The sequence below is a fragment of the Flagellimonas flava genome (assembly GCF_050617915.1).
GTDB lineage: Bacteria > Bacteroidota > Bacteroidia > Flavobacteriales > Flavobacteriaceae > Flagellimonas > Flagellimonas flava_A.
This window is the reverse complement of the sequence record NZ_JBODQE010000001.1, coordinates 888,170-909,752: the sequence shown is the minus strand read 5'-3', so window position 1 is coordinate 909,752 and position 21,583 is coordinate 888,170. Positions and strand designations below refer to the sequence as shown.

The 21,583-nt window shown below is 41.3% G+C and carries 19 protein-coding genes and 1 tRNA gene; 11 read left to right on the top strand and 9 right to left on the bottom strand.

Annotated features, from left to right (window positions below; genetic code table 11):
- Positions 1-8: 8 nt before the first annotated feature.
- Entirely contained in the window at positions 9-530 is a 522-nt protein-coding gene (locus ACRHOZ_RS04135) for a DinB family protein (RefSeq protein ID WP_431122689.1), read from the bottom strand.
- Positions 530-1,408 carry an RNA polymerase sigma factor gene (locus ACRHOZ_RS04130; RefSeq protein ID WP_431122686.1) on the bottom strand — a complete coding sequence of 293 codons (879 nt, stop codon included), beginning with the start codon at positions 1,406-1,408 and terminating at the stop codon, positions 530-532. The genes ACRHOZ_RS04135 and ACRHOZ_RS04130 overlap by 1 nt, the downstream gene beginning before the upstream one ends.
- Positions 1,409-1,545: 137 nt before the next feature.
- Between ACRHOZ_RS04130 and ACRHOZ_RS04125 the strand changes: the two genes are divergently transcribed.
- The 3 genes from ACRHOZ_RS04125 to ACRHOZ_RS04115 all read left to right on the top strand — a co-directional run bounded on the left by ACRHOZ_RS04125 (position 1,546) and on the right by ACRHOZ_RS04115 (position 3,479).
- Complete coding sequence (locus tag ACRHOZ_RS04125; protein ID WP_431122684.1) at positions 1,546-2,055, top strand: SRPBCC family protein; 510 nt, start codon at positions 1,546-1,548, stop codon at positions 2,053-2,055.
- A gap of 135 nt (positions 2,056-2,190) precedes the next feature.
- Positions 2,191-2,853, top strand: coding sequence for an alpha/beta hydrolase (locus ACRHOZ_RS04120; protein WP_431122681.1), 663 nt, complete (start codon positions 2,191-2,193; stop codon positions 2,851-2,853).
- 11 nt (positions 2,854-2,864) lie between these two features.
- On the top strand, positions 2,865-3,479 hold the full coding sequence (locus tag ACRHOZ_RS04115) for a DinB family protein (protein ID WP_431122678.1): 615 nt from the start codon (positions 2,865-2,867) through the stop codon (positions 3,477-3,479).
- An 8-nt stretch (positions 3,480-3,487) separates the two neighbouring features.
- On the opposite strand, the gene ACRHOZ_RS04110 is transcribed toward ACRHOZ_RS04115, so the two are convergent.
- Positions 3,488-4,603 (bottom strand): DUF2652 domain-containing protein, encoded by a 1,116-nt coding sequence (locus ACRHOZ_RS04110; protein ID WP_431122676.1) that lies wholly within the window; start codon positions 4,601-4,603, stop codon positions 3,488-3,490.
- A 69-nt stretch (positions 4,604-4,672) separates the two neighbouring features.
- Between ACRHOZ_RS04110 and ACRHOZ_RS04105 the strand changes: the two genes are divergently transcribed.
- The 4 genes from ACRHOZ_RS04105 to ACRHOZ_RS04090 all read left to right on the top strand — a co-directional run bounded on the left by ACRHOZ_RS04105 (position 4,673) and on the right by ACRHOZ_RS04090 (position 9,978).
- Entirely contained in the window at positions 4,673-5,269 is a 597-nt protein-coding gene (locus ACRHOZ_RS04105; RefSeq protein ID WP_431122673.1) for a TetR/AcrR family transcriptional regulator, read from the top strand.
- A gap of 170 nt (positions 5,270-5,439) precedes the next feature.
- Positions 5,440-7,812 carry an efflux RND transporter permease subunit gene (locus ACRHOZ_RS04100; protein ID WP_431122670.1) on the top strand — a complete coding sequence of 791 codons (2,373 nt, stop codon included), beginning with the start codon at positions 5,440-5,442 and terminating at the stop codon, positions 7,810-7,812.
- A gap of 31 nt (positions 7,813-7,843) precedes the next feature.
- Positions 7,844-8,620, top strand: coding sequence for an outer membrane lipoprotein-sorting protein (locus tag ACRHOZ_RS04095; RefSeq protein ID WP_431122668.1), 777 nt, complete (start codon positions 7,844-7,846; stop codon positions 8,618-8,620).
- A gap of 146 nt (positions 8,621-8,766) precedes the next feature.
- Positions 8,767-9,978 carry a hypothetical protein gene (locus tag ACRHOZ_RS04090; RefSeq protein WP_431122666.1) on the top strand — a complete coding sequence of 404 codons (1,212 nt, stop codon included), beginning with the start codon at positions 8,767-8,769 and terminating at the stop codon, positions 9,976-9,978.
- On the opposite strand, the gene ACRHOZ_RS04085 is transcribed toward ACRHOZ_RS04090, so the two are convergent.
- Positions 9,975-11,228 carry a site-specific integrase gene (locus ACRHOZ_RS04085; protein WP_374957564.1) on the bottom strand — a complete coding sequence of 418 codons (1,254 nt, stop codon included), beginning with the start codon at positions 11,226-11,228 and terminating at the stop codon, positions 9,975-9,977. The genes ACRHOZ_RS04090 and ACRHOZ_RS04085 overlap by 4 nt on opposite strands.
- Positions 11,229-11,449: 221 nt before the next feature.
- A tRNA-Arg gene (locus ACRHOZ_RS04080) sits at positions 11,450-11,523 on the bottom strand.
- A 62-nt stretch (positions 11,524-11,585) separates the two neighbouring features.
- Here ACRHOZ_RS04080 and ACRHOZ_RS04075 point away from each other — a divergent pair.
- Complete coding sequence (locus ACRHOZ_RS04075) at positions 11,586-12,098, top strand: adenine phosphoribosyltransferase (protein WP_431122663.1); 513 nt, start codon at positions 11,586-11,588, stop codon at positions 12,096-12,098.
- Here ACRHOZ_RS04075 and ACRHOZ_RS04070 read toward each other — a convergent pair.
- From ACRHOZ_RS04070 to ACRHOZ_RS04060, 3 genes are all read right to left on the bottom strand, one after another.
- Positions 12,092-12,238, bottom strand: coding sequence for an SsrA-binding protein (locus tag ACRHOZ_RS04070; protein ID WP_431122660.1), 147 nt, complete (start codon positions 12,236-12,238; stop codon positions 12,092-12,094). The two genes, ACRHOZ_RS04075 and ACRHOZ_RS04070, sit on opposite strands and share 7 nt — an antisense overlap.
- A gap of 108 nt (positions 12,239-12,346) precedes the next feature.
- Positions 12,347-14,125, bottom strand: a complete 1,779-nt coding sequence (locus tag ACRHOZ_RS04065) for a DUF885 domain-containing protein (RefSeq protein ID WP_431122658.1) — start codon at positions 14,123-14,125, stop codon at positions 12,347-12,349.
- Between the two features lie 127 nt (positions 14,126-14,252).
- Positions 14,253-15,587 carry a cell envelope integrity protein TolA gene (locus tag ACRHOZ_RS04060; RefSeq protein WP_431122655.1) on the bottom strand — a complete coding sequence of 445 codons (1,335 nt, stop codon included), beginning with the start codon at positions 15,585-15,587 and terminating at the stop codon, positions 14,253-14,255.
- Between the two features lie 554 nt (positions 15,588-16,141).
- Between ACRHOZ_RS04060 and ACRHOZ_RS04055 the strand changes: the two genes are divergently transcribed.
- Positions 16,142-17,080: a calcium/sodium antiporter gene (locus tag ACRHOZ_RS04055; RefSeq protein ID WP_431122652.1), complete on the top strand. Its 939-nt coding sequence runs from the start codon at positions 16,142-16,144 to the stop codon at positions 17,078-17,080.
- A gap of 55 nt (positions 17,081-17,135) precedes the next feature.
- Here ACRHOZ_RS04055 and ACRHOZ_RS04050 read toward each other — a convergent pair whose 3' ends face one another.
- Positions 17,136-18,146, bottom strand: a complete 1,011-nt coding sequence (locus ACRHOZ_RS04050; RefSeq protein WP_431122650.1) for a glutamine synthetase beta-grasp domain-containing protein — start codon at positions 18,144-18,146, stop codon at positions 17,136-17,138.
- A gap of 212 nt (positions 18,147-18,358) precedes the next feature.
- Here ACRHOZ_RS04050 and ACRHOZ_RS04045 point away from each other — a divergent pair, with 212 nt between their 5' ends.
- Both ACRHOZ_RS04045 and ACRHOZ_RS04040 read left to right on the top strand, forming a co-directional pair.
- Positions 18,359-20,545, top strand: a complete 2,187-nt coding sequence (locus tag ACRHOZ_RS04045; RefSeq protein ID WP_431122648.1) for a glutamine synthetase III — start codon at positions 18,359-18,361, stop codon at positions 20,543-20,545.
- Positions 20,546-21,544: a serine/threonine dehydratase gene (locus ACRHOZ_RS04040; protein ID WP_431122646.1), complete on the top strand. Its 999-nt coding sequence runs from the start codon at positions 20,546-20,548 to the stop codon at positions 21,542-21,544.
- Positions 21,545-21,583 lie beyond the last annotated feature (39 nt).

Genomic DNA, 21,583 nt, shown 5'->3' with positions numbered 1-21,583 from the left:
TTTGGGGGTTACCAACCCATATAGTCCGGCGGTCTTTTACCATTTATCCTTAGATGTACGATGGCTTGTGCCCGGTGATGCGTGCAATGGTCAAAAACGATATTCAATATTTTTCTTCCGGTCATTCTACCTGCCCAAAAAGAGGTGGTTTCTTCAAAGTATGAAGCCTCCTTTGATTTGACAGCTTCTTGTAAAGCGCTATACTGAAGTTTTAAATAGGATACTACGGCTTCTTTGTCATTTGTATTGCCTGGTTGAGGAAAAGTCTGAAATTTTAATGCTGAATTGCCGATATATGCGATTCCTTCTCCTATGTGGACCAGTTGTTCGCCGAAAGAGCGAACTCCTTCTGCAGGTTTGAAGTTAAAATGCTCTTCGGGCATTTTCTTGGCCACCTCTAAGGTATATTCCAAACTGTTTTCCCATTTTTTTAAAAATTCGGTTTTGAACGAGCTTTTCTGTGCATTCATAGGCATCCATGAGGTGAATAAAAGTGTAAGTAAGGCGGATAATTGTTTGGATAGCCGCATCAGTCTAGTTTCATTAAGTTTTTGATATGGTCATCACTCAATATATCCTGCAAAAATGTCTTTTTATCAAAATTATCTTTATAAGGCAATTGACCGTAGAGCTCTGCATATTTCTCGTCCACAATGTCAAGCATCTCATCAGCATCCTTGCGAATGTGTTGTTTAAAATTCGAAAACTCTTTTCGGTTAAAAAGAAGATTCTTGCTGTCAATGACCTTATTGTCCAAGGCAAAAGTTACTTTCTTATGACACCGACAGGGGTTGGCTTTATTCACTAGGCCGCATTTGTCGTTCATAAAGTTGAAAAGGTCTCTGCGGGCACGTGATAATTTTTGTCTGAAATTATCTTTTGAAATCTCAAGGATTTCAGAACCTATGGTGTGGTCTGCATTGAACATTTCACCCAAGATGTACACCAATCGTTGGTCGCGAGTAAGGCACAGTAGCATTCCGCTCATACAGCTGTAGTTCATCTCTTTAATAAATTCCCTCTTTTCCTCTTGTTCCAGTGGTGTAAGAGGTTGGTCGGGGGTCATATCGAGTCCTTGGGCCATTTTATCAAAGCTTTCAAAAATGGATTCATTAGGCCTTCTTTTTGACATCAGGAAATGATTGGCCACAATTCTGTAAGCCCAGGTCCTAAAGGCACTCCTGTTTTCAAATTTGGAAAGATGAGTAATGATTTTTATTATGGCCTCTTGAGTAAGGTCTTTTGCATCAGTAGGATTGTGAACCATTTTCCAGGCAATATTATAGATATAGGGCTGATGTTTTAAGATAAGGTCTTCCAAAGATTTTTTGTTGCCCTTATTGGCCTCATCAACTAGCTGGTGGTCCGTTTTATCACTTGTATATTCTTTTAAAAATGGGTTTTCCATGGCATAGTATTTTTATTTAGATGTGCAAGATGGGAATGTGTGACAACTTAGAGCATAATAAGCAAAAAAACAGAAAACCTGTCACAGTGTTGTAGGTTTTGAATCTAAGTAGGGTAATAATTTCTAAAACAATAAAAATGAGAATCACAAAAATGATAGCCGTAGTTGCTTTTGCAGTTTTCGGTTTTACACAAATTAGTGCTCAAAATGCCGATGCCAAAATCACCCTGACAAAAATTGTGGAGACATCGGCGGATGATGTCTGGGCCGAACTACGAAAATTGGACAATATTGACAAGATATCGAGTTTTGTAGGTAAAGTGGAATTCACGGGACCCAAAGGGATAGGGGGCAGCCGGGTCTGTATTGCCCCTGATGGTCAAGGTAAGTTCAAGGAGAATATCATTGCCTTTGATGATGCGGCACGTAGCTATAGCTATGCCGTTGTAGAGGGTGTGCCTGCCACGGGCATGGTCAACAACTTTAAGGTGGTCGACTTGGGTTACCAAAAATCTATGATTGTTTGGACTGGAAATTATGATGCGTTTGTAGAGAATCCTCAGATGACCGAGGAGCAGTTTAGTGGGTTCCTCAATCAGGCATGCTCTGAAATGATGGCCAATGTGGCATTGGCTGCTACAAAGTAGCTCATATTCATGGTTGGTGTGTTATTGGGGGTTACGGATTTGGTGTAGCCCCCTATACTTTTGTTCATGAGGTATTCCAATGTTATATTCTTAGTATTGTTTTCTCTTAGCGTTAACGCTCAGACCACCCAATTCTTGCTGGAAAGCCTCCACTTGAATAGGTCTATAAGCATTACCGCTTTTGACACCGCTCCCGAAGTTCGTGATAAACCCATCGTGTATCTGACGGATGGGCAAAAGATGATAGAAAACGGTAGTTTGAATGTAATTGAGCGGTTAACAAGAGCGAATAAGGTCCCTGTTGCATTTTACGTTTTTGTGAGTACCATAGATGAGACCTCCGGTGTCGATTTCAGGAACGAATACTTTTTCTGCAATGAGAATTACCGAAGATTTTTTGAAGAGGAGCTTATTCCACATATTGATGAAAGCGTATTTCCTCTTGGGAGGAAGCGAAAGTCAAAAGAGCGTAGCTTAGTGGGTATCTCTTTTGGCGGGTTGAATGCAACTTATTTTTCAGCCACCGCGACATCTTTTCAAAGTTATGGTATGCTATCTCCTGTTACATATCCTTGCCAGCAAGAATTGATGAAGCACATTGCCTTTTCCAAAAACAAAGACTTGAAAATCTTCCTATCCACGGGTACAAATGACGCCGAAAGATATTTACCACCGTTAAAAGCAAGTTACGAGGGAAAGGGCTATCAAGTTAAAATGCATGAAACAGATGGAGCACACGATTTTAAGAATTGGAACGCCCAACTGAAGCACGTAATAAATTTTATTCTAACACCTTGAATACACTAATTATGAAGCTACAACATTACTTATGGGCAGTGATAAGCTGTCTTACATTTGGTTCTTGTACATCACAAGAAAGTAAAGCTAAAATAGAAAAACATATGTTACACAGTAAAATACCTAAATCGGAATATAGCCCGCAGGTCACATATTATTCAAGCCAGGCATATCAAGGCGAAACTGCGACCGAAGTTTTGTTAAATTCTAAAAATGCCATGCTAGAATTTATTGCCTCAATTCCAGACGACAAAGTAGCCTACAAATACGGAAAAAATAAATGGACCACCGCCGAAGTATTGCAACACGTTATTTATTATGAAGAGATTATGTATGAAAAAATGCTCATTGCAATTAATGAAGCACCAACAAATTTAAAGTACAATTACTACACACAATCTGGTACAGCAGCAGCTGGTCTTGGCAAAAGTAAGCATCAGTTGATTGAGGAATACATTGACGTTAGGGACCGAATGATAGCATTAATTGATAGATTGAGTGAAAATGAGCTAAAACTAATGGGTTCAATGGATGGTTTCTCACTATCTGTTAGAATGTTTGTGTTATGTGCATCTGGTCATCAACATCATCATTTTAATGTGATTCGAGATAAGTATCTAGAATAACAGACCAATCAGACTTCAGTCATCTGAAAGTTTTTATCCTCCATAACTCTTTGGAGCTTATCAATTGAAGATTTAAGTCCTTGGGTCAACTGTTTTTTACCTATAGTGGCCATCAGCAATTTTTGTAACAACGTTTTCGTTTTCCAAAACTGTTCAACCCTCAAAACACATTGGTTTTCATCGATAGGCTCAATGATGTAAAACTGATAGAGCTTGTGCACTGGTGGTGGGTCTGAAGTAAGTTCGCCATACACCAATTGATTGACAGGAGCTTCTTTAATAACTGTAGAGAAATTGAAATGCTTTCCATTGATAACGCATACATGCTCAGTACCACCACGCGTTACTTCGTTTTCATTGAATAAAAATTCTTCCACACCATCAACCCACAAATGGCGAAATCTATAGTTGGTTAACATCTCAAAAACCTCATAGCCATCCGTTTTTATTGACCATTCCATTACAAAATCAGGTGGGCGATTGGTAACCACCATTTCTGGTGGCTCGAAACCGAGCAGTTTCAGTTTTGAGACATCAATGACCGCAAACAAATAGGGCAGTTGCCTGCCATCATACGTATCCTGACCTTCACCAAAGCTGAACAACATACTTTCGTAAGTGGCCTGCAATCCAATTTTGTCGGCAAGTTTCCTGCTTATCAAGACATAGTTATCACTCCCAACGGAATTTTTTAGAAGTCGATGTGCTTCAATCACCATTTCACCAAAGGGTTTTCTATTTCCCTGAACCGTCAAAAATTGCAACTCACCACAATGAAGCACAATTTTAAGTTCTAGGTTCGGCGCCGTGGCACAGGCTTGACATGGGCAGATGCGATTGGTTTCCATCATCTTTAAATGGCTGTAAAAGGCAGTGTACATGGTTTCTACCTGAGCCAATAGTTTTTCCTGCGAAGGAATGTGGTTCTCCTTGTAAAAGAAAAGGGCATCACCTTCAACCTCGGCCAATCGCATATTCTGGGTATTGGCCGATATCAGCACCTCGAGTAGTTCTGCTATGACGTGTTCGCTATGCTGTTTTTCAGTGGTCTGAACAAAATGGGTGAATCCAGAAATATCTGGTATAAAAAGTAAAGATTGTGTTAAAATATCTGTTGATTTCACACAAAATTACTAATTTATAGACGACTGGTCAATTTTTTAATTATATTTGGCCGAGAAACTGTAATTAGCATGCCTAAAACAAAAAAGCACGAGGTCAAAATGGACCATCTCATTGAAAGGGGAATGATGCTTTTATGGAGCAAAGGTTACAATGCTACCAGTGTTAATGATATTGTGCAGGCAGCCGATGTGCCTAAGGGTTCCTTTTATTTTTATTTTGATAGCAAGGAAGATTTCGCTGTGAAGGCTATTGACAAATATTTTAATCAAATGTTTCCACCAGCTCTCGAAATACTTCAAAACAATGGAGTAGGTCCCAAGCAACGGCTCATCAATTTTTATGAGTTTCGAGCGCACATCCTTAAGGAAGAGTTCAACTGTAAGATGGGGTGTATGGGGTGTAATCTGGCCAATGAAATGGGCGAGCATAGCGAACCTATTCGGAAGGCCATTGAGAATAAGACGGAGAAAGTGAAAGGGCACATCACCGAAGTGGTAGAATTGGCACAAGAATATGGAGAAATTGACAACAGTATCGCTGCATTGGATTTAGTGAACTTTATGGAAGATGCAGGTAGGGGCGCTATGGTTAGTATGAAGGAAATGAATGATTGTTACCCCATTGATAATTTTACAATGATGATAAAACATTTATTGAGGGCGTAATTTTTTTTGCACCACTAATAGATGACTGGTCAATTATAAATAGTGTGCAGTCAAATATAAAAATAGAAGGGGTATACGATAATAATAGCTGACCGGTCAACTAAAATGTCCAATTTAAAACATTTAGAACGTCATACTCAATACAAGAACAAAACCAAAACTGTCTAAAAATGAATGCAATAAAAAAAGCGGGTAACACCTTCGCTACAAAATGGGCCGAATTTGTAATTAAGTATAAATGGTTTGTCCTCATTGGCTGTATACTTTTGGCAATGGGCTTGGGCTCTCAAGGGAAGATGCAGTTTGATGGCGATTATCACGTATTCTTCTCGGAGAGCAATCCGGAGTTAGAAGCCTTTGATGCCCTTCAGGACAAATACACCAAAGATGATAATATTGTCATTGTACTGGCCCCCAAGAACAAGAATGTATTTACCCGTGAAAATTTGGTTGCCATTGAAGAGCTTACAGCTGAAGCTTGGAACACGCCGTATTCTTCTAGAGTAGATGCCATTACCAATTTTCAACACACACGTGCTGAAGGTGACGATTTATATGTAGATGACCTTTCCTATGAATCGGCAGCTAAGACCGACGCAGAAATCGACCAGATTAGAGCAACCGCTCTAAAGGAACCATTGTTGGTAGACCGTCTTATAAATGACGATGGCAGTGTTACGGCCATAAATGTAACGGTACGACTTCCGGGAGAGGATAGTGCAGTTGAAATTCCTGAAGTAACAGCCGCTGCTAGAAAAATGATTGGTGATTTTCAGGAAAAGCATCCTGAATTTGACGTCTATACCACTGGCCTGGTCCCTTTGAATGCCGCTTTCTTTGAGCATTCAGAAAAAGATTTTGCCAGGGCGGGTCTTATGATTCTTATCGTGCTTGTACTTACCCTTTTGCTAACACGCAATTTCTTTGCGATGCTATCTACATTATTGGTTTTCATGTTTTCTTTCATGAGTGCCTTCGGTTTTATCGGTTTGCTGGGAATTAAGCTTACCCCACCCTCGGCTGTCTTCCCCACTATGATTTTGACACTTGCAGTGGCAGACAGTATTCATATTCTTATTACCTATTTACAAAAAGTAAGAAAGGACGGACTTGGAAAGAAAGAGGCACTGGTAGAAAGCATGCGACTTAATTTCATGCCGGTATTTATAACAAGTATTACCACGGTCATCGGTTTTTTGACCTTCAATTTTGGTGATGTACCGCCCATCTGGGACTTGGGTAACATTGTTGCCTTCGGCATGGCCATGGCCTTTTTGTATTCCACGACATTGCTTCCTGCTTTAATGGCCATTTTCCCGCTTTGGAACAAAAAGAAGGCACTTGAGAAAAAGGATAAGTTGGATTGGTACACCAACTTGGGCCTTTGGGTTGTGGGTAGACCTAAAGTCATTACGGCAACCTCACTGATTATCATTGCCGGACTGGCCTATATCGCCACCTTCAATGTTTTTAATGACGAGTTTGTAGAATATTTCGACACCTCGGTAAAATTCCGTCAGGACAGTGATTTCATCAATGAAAACCTCACAGGCTTCTACAATGTAGAGTTTTCGGTCGGAAGTGGAGAAAGCGGCGGCATCAACAATCCTCAATATTTAGCCAAGCTAAATGCTTTTGAAAATTGGTTGGAAGAGCAACCAGAAGTAGTGCATGTAAATGCATTTAGTGAGGTCGCCAGAAGAGTAAATCGCTCTATGCATGGTGATAACCCATCATATTATAAAGTCCCTACAAGTCGGGAAGAGGCTGCACAGTACCTTTTGCTATATGAACTGTCCCTGCCCTTTGGTTTGGATTTGAACAATCAAATAAATGTGGACAAATCAGAGACGCGTGTTACCGCAACATTGGAAAACAACTCAAGTGTTGAAATGATAGCGTTTGCTGAACGTGCAGAGCAATGGTTAAAGGACAATACACCTGAACCAATGCACGCCATTGGAGTGAGTCCTACGCTGATGTTCTCAAAATTGGATTTCCGTCAGGCAGAAAGCATGTTCAATGGAAACATCATTGCCCTCATCCTTATATCGTTGGTACTGATGCTCGCGTTGCGAAACTTTAAACTGGGGTTACTCAGTATTATTCCCAACGTGGCTCCGGTGTTGGTTGGCTTCGGTTTATGGTGGTTGTACAAGGGAACCATTAATACAGGAATGGTCACCGTGTTTGCTATGACACTCGGAATCATCGTGGATGATACAGTACACTTTATGAGCAAATTTTTAAGGGCGCGTAGAGAACTCGGGTACAGCTCCAGGGCTGCTGTGATATATGCCTTTGAAACTGTAGGTCGTGCACTCGTTACAACGACCGTGGTTCTCGTTGCAGGTTTTGCCGTGTTATCAACATCGCCTTTCGCACTAAACAGTTATATGGCTCAAATCACTGTGATAATAATCATTTCGGCTTTGGTCATCGATTTTTTACTACTCCCTTCCTTGCTGGTACTGATAAGCAGAGACAATAAAGAAAATGTCTCTGCACGGGAACTTAGACCTGAAATACAATTAGACAAATAATAGAATCATCAATTATATAAATACAAGACAAATGAAAAAACAGATTTTATCTAGCATAGCACTTATTATGGCAGTTGCTTTTGGAAATGCTCAAACTGCAGAGGAACGTGGCTTGCAAATTGCCAAGGCTGCAGAAGAAGCAGACCTTGGTTTCGGGAGTTCTACCGTGACCTTAAAAATGACCTTAAAGAATAAGAATGGGCAGACCTCAGAACGCTATTTGGAAAACAAAACTCTCGAATTGACCGAGGATGGTGACAAATCCTTGATTGTGTTCAACAGCCCGAAAGATGTAGAGGGAACAGCCACACTTACTTTCACCCATAAGGTGGGCAGTGACGACCAGTGGCTGTATTTGCCTTCCATTGCAAGGGTGAAACGTATTTCGTCAAACAACAAATCAGGGCCATTTGTAGGCAGTGAGTTTGCTTATGAAGACCTTTCTTCCCAAGAAGTGGAAAAGTATAGTTATAAATTCCTCAGTGAAGAGGGGCCTCTACTGATTGTGGAACAAGACCCTGTAGACCCAAAATCAGGATATACCCGTCGGGTAGTTTCGTACAACAAGGAAAAAGGGTATCGTATTGAAAAAATCGAATTCTACGACCGAAAGAACGCTCTTCTAAAGACCTTGACCTATTCCGGTTACAAATTGTACAAGGATAAGTTTTGGAGAGCCAGCACCTTTAATATGGTCAACCACCAAAGTAATAAGGAGACCTTACTTGAATTCAGTGATTACAATTTTGGGGTAGGACTTTCAGACGATGATTTTACCCAAGTAGCACTCAAAAGAGCAGGAAGTTAGTTTTTTCGTTGATTGATGGTTGGTGTCGAAAGGTCAGTGCTTTTTAATCCCCCACTGACCTTTCTTTTAAATTTTAAAGTCCAAATGCCACATTAGTGCATGCTCTAAGGTGGCATTAATGTGGTCATTTGGCACAATTGATAACTATGGAAAGACATTCTAAACTAGGATTACTTGTTACCCTCTTTTTTATGGTTCTTTGCCTAAATGCACAAGAAGAAGAAAATAAGAAAGTATCCCATGATGTAGAACTTGAAGTTGAAGGCGAGTATCGCTTCTTTTATGAAGAGTCACAATTTGAAGGTCAAGAAGACCATTATCCATCCATTGCTTTCCGTCCTGAATATTCAGCAGAATGGGACAAGGGCTATCAAAGCGTCAACTTTAAAGGGTTCTTTAGATGGGATAGGGACAATGAACGTACGCACTGGGACATCCGAGAACTCTATTATCAAAAAGCCAAGAATAACTGGGAATTGAGTGTTGGGTTGAAGAAAGTTTATTGGGGCGTTATTGAAAGTAATCATTTGGTGGATGTCATCAACCAAACAGATGCCGTTGAGACTTTTGACGGAGAAGAAAAATTGGGTCAACCAATGGTCCAATTTAGCCTGATAACGAATAAGCTGGGCACATTTGATTTCTTCTATCTTCCGTTTCATAGAAAAAGAACATTCCCGGGTGAAGAAGGGCGATTACGTTTTGGTACGGTCATCGACCAGGACGACCTTGGCTATGAGAGCGGAGCCGAGGAATGGAGGCAAGATATTGCGATTCGATGGAAGCATTATGTAGGTGCTTTTGATATTGGGCTTTCCCACTTTTATGGCAACGGTCGTGAACCTTTGTTCGTATTTACACCAACCGGAGATGTTGATGCCTTTTACCCTGTCATAAATCAATCTGGTCTAGACCTGCAAATAACACATAATGCATTCCTGTGGAAACTGGAGTCCATCTATCGCCACGCCGATGCGCAGGATTTTTTCGCCCTTGCTGCCGGACTAGAGTTCACATTTAGCAATATTGATGGCAATGGTTTGGACATTGGTGTGCTGGGAGAATATCTGTATGACGAAAGGGATGAATTAGCCTTGACAGCACTACAAAATGATATCTTTTTTGGAAGTCGAATTGCATTCAACGATGTGCAAGATACGTCCATCCTATTGGGGGGAATCAAAGACTTGGAACAAAGTAGCACCATCTTCAGTATGGAAGCATCCCGTCGTTTTGGAAGCAATTGGACTGCAGAAGTAGAGGCACGTATCTTTTCCAACATCGATGATTCAGAGCTCATTCTTGCCAATTTTAGGCAGGACAGCTTTTTACGAATCGCTATTTCAAGATTTTTTTAATTAGAGCTTACTTGCTGTTCTTCTTTTTTATGATTCAGTTTTTGTCTTAGGTTATTCATATCAGCACTAATCTTTTTATCAAGTACCCTGGCATAAATTTGGGTCGTAGCCAATTTGGTATGACCTAATAGTTTGGAAACAGTTTCAATGGGAACTCCATTGGAAAGCGTAACCGTTGTAGCAAACGTATGCCTTGCCATGTGAAAGGTCAAGTTCTTTTTGATACCCACGGCATCAGCAATTTCCTTTAAATAAAGATTGATTTTTTCATTGGTAAGCACTGGAAGTAGTGTTTCCGAAATCAATGTTACTGGGTGTTCAGAGTATTTTTCGATAATAATCTCGGCTTTATCAAGAAGTGGAACTTTAACGGGAACTTTTGTTTTCTGCCTTTTGGTCACAATCCATCTACTTCCATCTATTCCTAAAACAATATTATCCGTAGTTAATTTGATGATGTCTGCATAGCTGATACCCGTGTAGCAACTAAATACAAAAAGGTCTCTAACACGGTCCAGACGTTCTAACGGAAACTTGTAAGTTTCTAGGTTGGAGAGCTCATTTGCGCTGAGAAACTCACGCTGTTTCGATTCATAAGTAGGTTTCCATCTGATAAAAGGGTCTTTGTCAGTCCATTCCAAATGATAAGCCAGCGTTACAATCTTTTTAAGTCGCTGCAAGTGTTTCATTACAGTGTTGTGGCCCATCGCCTTTGGATGGCCAGATGGATAGTACCCAACAAGGAACGTCTCAAAGTCTGAGATGAACTTAAAATCAAGTTGTCTTAAATAAATATCAGATGTTTTAAGTTTCTTGTTCAGATATCGGTTTATGTAATTTTCAGTAACGCCAAAATTTCGAATAGTACCAGCGGCCAAAGTATTTTCAATTTTGCGGTTGTGGTAAGCAAGAATTTCTTGGAGTGTTTTAGAATTATCGTCCTCACCATTGTATTTCGCCTTGATTAGTTGAGCAGTAATAAGCTCGCTATTATATTTCATTTCTTGGTAGATATCATAAAGCCTAACACGAACTGACTCAATATGATTGTTGATTTCTCTAGCAATAGCAGAATTACCTATGGCTTTTTTGGCTTTGTTGTCCCATCGTTCCACCTCGATTTTACGTTTTAGTCCAAGATTGGTTCTACGACCATTTACCGTTACTCGTGCAAAGAGTTCCGCTTTGCTATCTACGATGCGTGATTTGTTAATCCAAAACAGGATTGTGAATGTGTGTGAAGATTTCATAGTTGTCATCTTTAAGGTTAAACATTAAGATGAAAGTCAAATCAACTATGGTTTGTGTTTTTGGCTAATCGTCAACAGTTGTTGACGATTAAAAATCTGTTGACCGATTTGTTGACGTTTGAAACCAAATCAATTTAAATAAAATGATAGTCCAAAAACAACGAAACCTTGCAAATCATAGATTTTGCAAGGTTTTAGTATTCGTTGGAGTTTCCTCCTAGTGACCTCGGCAGGATTCAAACCTGCAACCTTCTGAGCCGTAATCAGATGCGCTATTCAGTTGCGCCACGAGGCCTTTTTAAGGGGTGCAAATATATTTCTTTTTAAATTTACGACAAAACCAAGTAATCAAAAATTATGGATTTTGAATCCTATATCCGTGACATTGAAGACTTTCCAAAACCTGGCGTAACCTTCAAAGACATCACTCCACTTTTAAACAATCCCGAGGCACTGAACAAGGCATGCGAATCCCTGCTTTCCATGTTGGAGGGTTTATCCATTGATAAAGTGGTTGGCGTAGATAGTCGAGGGTTTATATTTGCGCCTATGCTGGCCTCAAAGCTTGGGGCGGGGTTTGTCCCAGTACGTAAAAAAGGGAAACTGCCTTACAAAACCCTTGCAGAGTTTTATTCCTTGGAATATGGAGTGGATGCCCTTGAAATCCATACGGACGCTATAAACAAAGGGGAAAAAGTACTGGTTCATGACGACGTGTTGGCCACTGGCGGAACAGCTAAAGCCGTTTGCAAGCTGGTTGAACAATTGGGAGGGGAAGTGGTTCAGTGTAATTTTTTGATTGAACTTAGCTTTTTAAACGGGGCTGAAAAACTGAACGGATATCCAATCAAATCCTTGCTGCACTATTGATCCAATGCCCGTGTGGTAACAAAATAGCGCCATCCTATGATAGCCAATTGTAGCTTGGAAGCTTTGGCAGGATCCAATCCCTTTTTGGTGTAAGACGGCAGTAGGGCCTTGTTGATTTTTGCCAGAACTTTGTAGAACATCGCTTCAAGTGTTGGTTGGTGCTACAAATATAACCAACCTGAGCTAACCCCAAATATAATAAAGGATAGGGGCCGAGTTATCGACCCCTAGGAAAACATATCTAACAATTAACTATTTTCCTTAATCCATGTATTGATTTTATCCTCAAGCAAGGCCAAAGGAACACATCCGGTTTCCAACACCTGATTGTGGAATTGACGGATATCAAATTTATCTCCTAAGCTCTCAGACGCTTTTTTGCGCAATTCACGAATTTTTAATTGCCCAATCTTATAAGAAAGTGCCTGACCTGGATTGGCCATGTACCGCTCAATTTCCGCAGTAATTGAAGCTTCGGATTCCGCTTCGTTATCCAATGAATATTGGATGGCCTGCTCACGGGTCCACCCTTTGGAATGCAAACCGGTATCCACCACCAACCGAATGGCCCTATGCATCTCGGCGCCCAACATCCCAAAAAGTTGGTAGGGGTCAGTGTAAAGACCAAGTTCTGTTCCCAAAGACTCACAGTACAAAGCCCAGCCCTCGCCGTATCCACTATACCACAAAAGCTTCCTGAATTTGGGTAATACCTCGCTCTCCTGGGTCAATGAAATTTGATAATGATGTCCGGGTATGGCTTCATGTAGGAACAAGGATTCATCGGAATACACATTGTACTTGGTCACCTCCGGAATAGGGGTATAAAAAATTCCTGGTCGGGTACCATCCAAGGATCCTGGGTTGTACTCAGCACTTGCAGATTTTTCTCTAAAGGCTTCAGTACGGCGCACCTCAAATGGGGTCTTGGGCTTTACATCAAATAGTTTTTCTATTTGTGGTTTCATTCGATCATGTATGGCATTGAAATTGTCAATTACCTGCTGCGGATCGGTATAGGGCATCAATTCCTTATTGTTTCTTACATAATCAAAGAATGCTTTTAAATCCCCTTCAAAACCTACTTCCTCCTTAATTTTTTCCATTTCGGAACGAATCCTGGCCACTTCACTCAATCCAAGTTCATGAATCTCGGCAGCGGTCATATTGGTAGTGGTGTATTTTTTGATTTGATGGGCATAGTAGCTATCACCATTGGGTTCTCCTTGAATTCCGCTGGACTCCCTACCTGCTTCCAAATATTCATTGGCCATGAAGGTGTGGAGTTTTTCGTAAGCTGGAATAATTCTATCCTTGATCATTGCTTGGTAAGCCTCTTTCAGTATGGTTTTGTCCTGTTCAGAGAAACTATCGGGAAAATTTTTGATGGGAGAATAAAACAGATGTTGGTCCAAATCTTGGACCGTTTGGGACTCCAGCTGTGGTAAGACCTTTTTGATCAAAGATTTGGGAAGCACGTGCCCTTTGGCCATGCCCTCACGCATTTTGTCTTCTGCGCTGGATAACCATGCCAAGAATCCATCCACTCTTTTTATCCATTTTTCATAGTCCTCAACCGTATTGAACGGTTGTGCGCTGGATCCACTGGCCAATTGCCCTATAAATAAATTGGGAGACCACATTTGGTCAATGGGGGTAAGGTTGGCATGGTGATTGAACTCATCTAGATTAATATCACATTCCCATGCAAGAATGGCTTTGCTCATTTGCTCACTTTCCGTCAAGTTTTCATCTGGGAAATTGGCAAGTTTAGCCTTGTAACCTTCAAAATGTGCTTTGACTTTCGATATGTGCTCATCTGAAAGTGCGTTGGCAAAAACATCATCGTACCTGTGGTCACCAGCGGTAGTGGCGTTGATGGGGTTCAATTTCAGTCCATCTTCATAATAGTTGTTCAAGACTTCGGCAAATTCTTCGCTAAGGTTGGGGGATTCTTCCTTTTTGACCTCCTGCTTACAAGAGAGTAAGCTGATTAGGACGGTCAAAACAATTGTTATTTTTTTCATCAATTTTTGTGTGATTTGTTATAAAAATGTAAAATAGACAAATCAGCCAAATTGAAGCCCAAGGCAATTGCTAAAGTTTTCTAAAAAAAAAGTCCCGCTATTGCGGGACTAAATTTTGCACAGGGTGCTAGTTCTTTGGTTTGCTCATCATCTGCTTGGCCAAATCCGCACCAATTAAGGACTCAAGCAAGGTATTGTCCGAGTTTTTGGAGTCACTGCCCTCGATAAAAATTTCAGGAAGTCGAAGCTCCTTAAGTTCTCTGGCCACACCAACAGAGGTTTTATAATCCCATTCGGCCCTTTCCTGGGGGGTAAGCCCCGCGTTGACCAGTTTGGCATTTTGATAGGCTTCGGCATCCGCCGCCACTTTTTTGCTCTGGGCCTTAAATTTTTCCACTTCAAACTGCTTCTTCTCTTTTACCAAGTTGAATTCGGCCACTTTGGCTTCGGTTTCAGCTGCGATGGTTTTTTGGATTTGTTCCTTTTCCAAGCGCGCACGTTCTGCAGCTTTCTCAGCTTCACCACGGGCCTTTTCCTTTTGAGCGCGATAGAATTCACGTTCTGCTTGTTGTTTTTCCAACTGGGTCTGGGCCACTTCCTCTTTTTGTAGCTGCAGTCGTTTGTCAAAAGTAGTCTCCCAGTCAATTTCCGTTACAACGGCTTGAACAACGGTAAGACCATAGGCCTTTAAGGAGTTGCCTTCTTCCCTAATGGGCTTGCCATCTTGGAACTTGATACGAAAGCGCTTCTGTTTGGACTCTTTGTTCACCACCGTACGTACCGTACTGCTATCGCCAATAATGTCCTTCTTTTCACTTTGTACATACTCCTCCAGTACATACATTCCATTCTCCAATTGATCCTTAAAATAACGGTCAAAATCCGAGGCTTGACCAGAAATATAGTCTTGGGCATCCATAAGTTTGCAGGTGTTCTTTATGGACTGGTCAATATTGGGTATTATCCTGGAGCGAATTAGGTTTTTTTCTGTTTTGTTTCGGTCGGCCACCGAAAGGAATTGGCCTTGATCTTCCGTGTTGATACTGATGACCACGGAAGTGGCGATTCTAGCTTTAACCGCATCGCTAAAGGCCCAATATTTGGCTGCATCCACGTTGGCATATTCGCTTTGTTCCCCCAAGTCCCCATCTTGGTTGGGAATAACATATTTAATGGGCAGTTCAAATTGAATGGGAATTAGCCTACCCCACATTTTGGTGTGGATACCTTGCCTGAAAACAGCCTTTTGTCCGCCCCAAGGGTATTGGACGGCATAAGCAGTACCTGGTTCAGCATAGAAAAAGGTGCCTGTTATAATGCTCATCAAAATTCCAATTCCAATGATTTGCAGACTACGTCTGGGAGTAAACCATTGCAATAATTTGCTGGTTTTGAAGATAGGCTTGGTAACTAGGGTAACAATTCCTAAAAGTATGATCAGTATTCCAAATAATGTAAGCATAGCGATTGGTTTTAAAGGGTTAGACAAAAATTACAGTGATCAGCTGGATGACCAGCATCACCAAAAACTTAACAATTGTGATCATTGATTTGACTGATTTTAAGGGTTGAAAAATTGCTTTGAACCGGTTACGTTTTTTTAAGATAAAATGACAAGAATCATGTTTCCAAATTTTTGGAAGGAAATCAATACAATTGCGTACAAGGTTGTAGGTTAAAAAATGAGATTGACTTTAAAAATGATGTGACTCTCTACGATGAAGTTATAAAATGTAAGGTAAAATTGTATTTATAGCTTTGGATTATCGTAATTGTAGGGGCTTTTATGACACTTTTTTGAAAACCAAGGGAGATTTTGCTTCAAAAAGGTGCTTTTTTTGTGTTTTCGTTTCCAGGAGGTAGCAGGAGTTCTGGTTTTTGGAGGGTGGAGAAGGGTGAAAATTCACCCTCTTTTTTGGGTTGATTTAGGCTTTTGACATGATTTGCAAATAAATTTTAAACCCCAAAGCTTGGAGCTTTAAATCTTCATCTATATTTACGACAAAATTTTACCGCTTGGGAAATCTACTTTTAGTTGTTGTGGGATTTACCCTTCTTATTGTAGGAGGGAATTGGTTATTGAAATCTGCTGTGGCCCTGTCCCTAAGATTGGCCATTCCAAAAATTGTAATTGGGATGACCATTGTTTCATTTGCTACTTCAGCTCCAGAACTTATTGTAAGCATCAAGGCAGCACTTGATGGTTTCCCCGATTTGGCCTTGGGCAATGTGGTGGGTTCCAATATTGCCAATTTGGGTTTGGTATTGGCCATTACGGTTTTGTTGGGCAGTATCAATGTGCGAAAGAGCTTTTACACCACGGATTGGCCCGTAATGATGGTGGCCTCCTTGTTATTTGTTGGGTTTATTTATTTTGATGGGGTTTTGGAACAATATGAGGGAATCATACTAGTGGTTTTCCTATTTCTGTTCTTGATTTATTTATTGCGATTTCAAAAAACGGCAGTTGAAGATGAAATGCCTGAAGATGACATTCCTTTACCATTATATAAAACCGTATTGTTTTTGGGTATTGGCGGAACGGCACTTTGGGGAGGTTCTGAGCTGTTGATCAACGGAGCCGTTGGGATGGCCTCATCCTTGGGAGTAAGTGACCGAATTATTGGAGTTACGGTGGTTTCGGTAGGGACCAGTATTCCTGAATTGGCGGCATCCGTAGTGGCGGTACTAAAAAAGGAAAAAGCTATATCACTGGGCAACTTGATAGGCTCCAATATCTTTAACCTTTTGGCTGTTTTGGGTATCACTTCCATTATCACTCCCATAAAGGTGGTAGATCAAGGTTTGTTGGGCAGCGATATTTTCTGGATGCTTGGAATTTCCTTCTTGATTTTACCTCTGGTTTTCTTTCCAAAAGGTTTGCGTCTAGGTTGGAGGGATGGACTGATTCTGTTGACTTTTTATACGGCATTTATCTATTTGACCGTAAACTAAAAAACCGCCCATAGGACGGTTTTTTAATCATTATCAACAATTAATTCATCGGGGTCTAAACCTTTGCCGACTTTACAGTCGTGATGATTCTGGCTGCAACTTTATATGGATCGGCATTGGAAGCAGGTCTTCTGTCTTCCAACCATCCTTTCCAGCCCTTTTCTACTGTAATAATTGGAATTCGAATGGACGCACCCCTATCGGATACTCCGTAGCTGAAATCATTAATGGAAGCTGTTTCGTGAAGACCGGTCAAACGCTGATCGTTGAACTCTCCGTAAACCGCAATGTGTTCTTTGGCCACAGGTCTGAACGCTTCACAGATTTTCTCATACGTTTCTTTATTGCCAGCAGTTCTCAAAGTGGTGTTTGAGAAGTTGGCGTGCATTCCGGAACCGTTCCAATCCCCTTTGATGGGTTTTGGGTGGTACTCTATATAATATCCGTAATCCTCGGTCAATCTATCCAACAAGTAACGGGCAACCCAGATTTGGTCTCCAGCAGTTTTGGCTCCCTTGGCAAAAATCTGGAACTCCCATTGTCCGGCAGCTACCTCTTGGTTAATTCCTTCAAAGTTCAATCCTGCCTCAATACAAAGATCGGCATGTCTTTCAACCAATTCGCGGCCCCATGTGTTTTTCCCACCAACAGAGCAGTAATACAAGCCCTGGGGACCAGGATAACCACCAATTGGGAAACCTAAAGGCAATTGGGTTTCAGTATCCATAATAAAATACTCTTGCTCAAACCCGAACCAGAAATCGTCATTTTCATCATCAATGGTGGCTCTTGAATTTGAGGCATGCGCGGTGCCGTCCGCATTCAATACCTCGGCCATTACCAAATAACCATTCTTTCGAGCGGGATCGGGATAAATGGCTACAGGTTTCAATAAACAGTCAGAAGAACCTCCTTCAGCTTGCTGGGTAGAACTTCCGTCGAAAGACCAAATAGGACAATCTTCCAATTTTCCACTAAAATCCTCTTCAATTTTAGTTTTGCTTCTCATATTGGCGGTGGGCACATAACCGTCCAACCAGATGTACTCTAATTTAGATTTGCTCATAATTGCGGTCGTTATTTTGTTCTCAAATTTTTAAGAGACAAAAGTATGTTTTTCAGTTGATAATATGCATTTTGATGGGTTAAAATCGCAATCATGGCATTATAATTTTCATAACCCCCATTTTTGGTGGGGTTAAATGAAAAAAAAGTAATTTTTGAAGCATATATTATTAAATTGTTAATCGTAATTTTGTGGCTTAAACAAGTTTATCTATGTCAAACACTAGATTTGGTGCCATTGCCGAGAGCGGAAAACGAACCCATAGAAAAGTGGAGGAAACAGGGAAAAGATCCCAACTTTTTGGACAACAGGTGTTCAATGAGGAAAAAATGCTTCAGTTTTTGACCAAGGAAGCCTTGGAAAAAGTGAAATCGGCAATTTTTCAAGGAACCAAGATAGATCGTAAAATTGCAGATCAAGTGGCTGAAGGGATGAAAGCGTGGGCCCTGTCCATGGGAGCTACGCATTATACCCACTGGTTTCAGCCTTTAACCGGTTCCACAGCAGAAAAACACGATGCATTTTTTGACATTTTACCGGATGGTAGGGCCATGGAAAAGTTTGGCGGTGCACAGCTTGTACAACAGGAACCGGATGCTTCCAGTTTTCCAAGCGGCGGAATAAGAAACACATTTGAGGCCAGGGGATATACGGCTTGGGATCCCACCTCACCCGCCTTCATTTATAAAACCACGCTTTGTATACCTACCATTTTTGTAGCGTATACCGGCGAGGCATTGGATAACAAAGCTCCCTTGTTGCGGGCTTTGCATGCCATAGACGAAGCCGCAACCTCCGTAGCCCAATACTTTGATAAAAATGTACGTAAAGTCTATGCCACATTGGGTTGGGAACAGGAGTATTTCTTGATTGACAAGGCTTTGGCCAAATCGCGTTTGGATTTGGTCATGACAGGAAGAACCCTGGTAGGTAATGCGGCAGCCAAAGGACAACAGTTGGATGATCATTACTTTGGGGTGATTCCTTCCCGGGCGCTCAGTTTTATGAGCGATTTGGAAAGACAATGTACCAAATTGGGGATTCCGGTAAAGACAAGACATAACGAAGTCGCACCCAACCAATTTGAATTGGCACCTGTTTTTGAGGAAGCCAACTTGTCCGTGGACCACAACCTATTGTTGATGGACGTTATGGAAGAAGTTGCGGACCAGCATAGCTTTACGGTTCTTTTCCATGAAAAACCCTTTGCTGGTATGAATGGATCAGGAAAGCATAACAACTGGTCCTTGGCCACAGATACTGGGGTCAATCTGCTTAGTCCGGGTTCCACACCCATGAAGAATTTGCAGTTTCTCACCTTTTTTGTGAACACTATCAAAGCAGTGGATACGTATGAGGAACTCTTGCGTTCTTCCATAGCATCTGCTAGCAATGATTGCAGATTGGGTGGCCATGAGGCTCCTCCATCCATCTTTTCCATTTTTATTGGTAAACAATTAAGTGATGTATTGGATGAGTTGGAAGGAGTTTCCCAAGGTAAGCTGTCTCCGCAAGAAAAAACAGAGCTAAAACTCAACGTAGTGGGTAAAATTCCTGAAATTTTGCTGGACAATACGGACAGGAACAGGACTTCGCCTTTTGCCTTTACTGGGAACAAGTTTGAGATGCGGGGCGTAGGCTCCAAGACCAACTGTGCCAAGCCCATGACCATTTTGAATACCATTGTGGCCAAACAGCTCACTGACTTTAAAAAAGAAGTGGATGTTTTGATCGACAAAAAAAACTTGAAAAAGGATGAGGCTGTGTTCAATGTATTACGGGAATACATAAAGACATCCAAAAGAATTCGATTTGACGGTGATGGTTATGGGATTGAATGGCAGGACGAGGCTCGCAAACGTAAACTGAGCAATAACAAAAACACCCCTGAGGCACTTCAGGTGCTAACTTCCAAAAATAGTATTACGCTGTTTAATGAAATGGATGTGTTGAGTGAGGTAGAATTGAAGGCGCGTCAAGAGGTAGAATTGAAAACCTACGTTTTTCATTTACAAATTGAAGGAAGGATTCTGGGTGAAATGGTGTACAATCATATAATTCCAGCTGCTGTAAACTATCAAAACTCCCTTTTGACAAATGTTCAGGGGCTAAAGGAGATTTATGGTGCTGTTTATAACAAAGTGGCAGAAAGTCAGCTCAATATCTTGGAACAAATTGGGGAACACCTGTCAGAAATCAAAAAACAAACGGATGAAATGACCGCTGCCCGACGCCGTGCCAACGGGCTCTCCACCATCAATAAAAAAGCCCAAGCTTATTGCAACGATGTACGACCTTATTTTGAAACAATACGGGAACAGTCGGATAAGTTGGAAAAATTGGTTTCTGATGAAGTTTGGCCCTTTACCAAATATCGCGAACTTCTTTTTGCGAAGTAAATGAAGGGAACTTTGGAAATCACGGATATAGAACAAGCACAGGCTCGGATAAGCAAGTTTATTCATAAAACTCCCATTCTCTCCTCTTCCTTATTGAATAATTGGTTGGGGCATGAAATCTATTTTAAGGCAGAATGCTTTCAGAAAATAGGAGCGTTTAAAGCCAGGGGAGGCTGTAACACCCTGGCTTGGTTGCTGGAGAACGGGCAACGTCCCAAACATATTGTGGCCAATAGTTCTGGAAACCATGCACAGGCCGTGGCATTTGCTGCCCATCAATTTGGAATTCCAGCGACCATATTTATGCCGGAATACTCTTCCCAAGTCAAGATTCAAGCAACTAAATCTTATGGTGCAGAGGTGGTTTTGAGCAAAACCCGAGACCTTACGGATGAGAAAGTAAGGCAGGCAGCTTCAGTTGAAGGTACGTATTGGATTCCTCCATTTAACCATGAACAGGTTATTTGCGGACAGGGGACTTCGGCCTACGAAGCCCTAATCGAATTAGATAAAATTGACGCTGTTTTTGCCCCCTGTGGCGGTGGCGGATTGCTCTCTGGAACCCTTTTGGCGAGCCGCGGACTTTCCCCAAAGACCCGGGTAATGGGGGTGGAACCCTTAAATGCGAATGATGCTGCTGAATCCCTTCGGCAAGGTGCGATTCAAAGATTAACGACAGTACCAAACACCTTGGCAGATGGCGCAATGACCATGGCCGTGGGCGATATCACCTTTGAATACCTCAAACAACTGGATGCCTTTTATGAGGTGGATGAAGAGAAAATAATTTACTGGACCCAATGGCTGACCCATCTACTTAAATGCAGGATAGAGCCAACCAGCGCCATGACCATGGCAGGAGTATGTGAGTGGTTAAAGGGGGCTTCGGCCAAGAAAAAGGTTTTGGTAATCCTATCTGGGGGAAATATTGATCAGCCAACAACCCATAAAATCTGGGAGAAGGATTATTTGGGACATCTACCTTCCCTGCTCCTATAAAATTGTGGACAGCAAATAATAGCGTAAGGGAATCAGTTT

What these genes read in the sequence shown, in the direction of transcription:
- ACRHOZ_RS04095 (WP_431122668.1), top strand. Translation starts at nt 7,844, where the DNA reads ATGAAAAAACAGATTTTATCTAGCATAGCACTTATTATGGCAGTTGCT.
- ACRHOZ_RS04125 (WP_431122684.1), top strand. Translation starts at nt 1,546, where the DNA reads ATGAGAATCACAAAAATGATAGCCGTAGTTGCTTTTGCAGTTTTCGGT.
- ACRHOZ_RS04075 (WP_431122663.1), top strand. Translation starts at nt 11,586, where the DNA reads ATGGATTTTGAATCCTATATCCGTGACATTGAAGACTTTCCAAAACCT.
- ACRHOZ_RS04100 (WP_431122670.1), top strand. Translation starts at nt 5,440, where the DNA reads ATGAATGCAATAAAAAAAGCGGGTAACACCTTCGCTACAAAATGGGCC.
- ACRHOZ_RS04090 (WP_431122666.1), top strand. Translation starts at nt 8,767, where the DNA reads ATGGAAAGACATTCTAAACTAGGATTACTTGTTACCCTCTTTTTTATG.
- ACRHOZ_RS04135 (WP_431122689.1), bottom strand. Translation starts at nt 530, where the DNA reads ATGCGGCTATCCAAACAATTATCCGCCTTACTTACACTTTTATTCACC.
- ACRHOZ_RS04050 (WP_431122650.1), bottom strand. Translation starts at nt 18,146, where the DNA reads ATGAGCAAATCTAAATTAGAGTACATCTGGTTGGACGGTTATGTGCCC.
- ACRHOZ_RS04115 (WP_431122678.1), top strand. Translation starts at nt 2,865, where the DNA reads ATGAAGCTACAACATTACTTATGGGCAGTGATAAGCTGTCTTACATTT.
- ACRHOZ_RS04060 (WP_431122655.1), bottom strand. Translation starts at nt 15,587, where the DNA reads ATGCTTACATTATTTGGAATACTGATCATACTTTTAGGAATTGTTACC.
- ACRHOZ_RS04045 (WP_431122648.1), top strand. Translation starts at nt 18,359, where the DNA reads ATGTCAAACACTAGATTTGGTGCCATTGCCGAGAGCGGAAAACGAACC.
- ACRHOZ_RS04065 (WP_431122658.1), bottom strand. Translation starts at nt 14,125, where the DNA reads ATGAAAAAAATAACAATTGTTTTGACCGTCCTAATCAGCTTACTCTCT.
- ACRHOZ_RS04130 (WP_431122686.1), bottom strand. Translation starts at nt 1,408, where the DNA reads ATGGAAAACCCATTTTTAAAAGAATATACAAGTGATAAAACGGACCAC.
- ACRHOZ_RS04070 (WP_431122660.1), bottom strand. Translation starts at nt 12,238, where the DNA reads ATGTTCTACAAAGTTCTGGCAAAAATCAACAAGGCCCTACTGCCGTCT.
- ACRHOZ_RS04105 (WP_431122673.1), top strand. Translation starts at nt 4,673, where the DNA reads ATGCCTAAAACAAAAAAGCACGAGGTCAAAATGGACCATCTCATTGAA.
- ACRHOZ_RS04085 (WP_374957564.1), bottom strand. Translation starts at nt 11,228, where the DNA reads ATGAAATCTTCACACACATTCACAATCCTGTTTTGGATTAACAAATCA.
- ACRHOZ_RS04040 (WP_431122646.1), top strand. Translation starts at nt 20,546, where the DNA reads ATGAAGGGAACTTTGGAAATCACGGATATAGAACAAGCACAGGCTCGG.